This is a genomic window from Christiangramia marina (assembly GCF_048285865.1).
GTDB lineage: Bacteria > Bacteroidota > Bacteroidia > Flavobacteriales > Flavobacteriaceae > Christiangramia > Christiangramia marina.
Genome location: NZ_JBLVTK010000068.1, coordinates 1 through 293, shown reverse-complemented (window position 1 = coordinate 293; position 293 = coordinate 1). Strand labels below are relative to the sequence as shown.

Sequence of the window (293 nt, the reverse complement as noted above, 5' to 3'; positions counted from 1 at the left end):
CCCAATCCTACATTCTTTCCAAACATGGATCTGCTCAATAATTCTGCAGTAGCTTCCTCCACGGTCATCCCGGCAGTATCATTTAGAGAGGCATATCCGGCGGTACGCACCAGCACATCGAGACGGTTCACAGAATGTTCATAAAAGTTAGTGCCTCCGGGAGTAAAATAGGTTACGAATTCTCCCGAGTTATTTGTTGACTCAACATTAAAAATCCCCGAGTAAAATTTTAACCGTCCCCCTACATTCAGCTTAGGATCCACCTTATAATGATATCCTACATGATATACGGC

The 293-nt window shown here is 43.7% G+C and carries 1 protein-coding gene; it reads right to left on the bottom strand.

The features are described from left to right. Nucleotides 1-293 (bottom strand): DUF5723 family protein (locus tag ACNKXS_RS15340; RefSeq protein ID WP_417921642.1); only part of this gene is annotated, 293 nt, incomplete at both ends.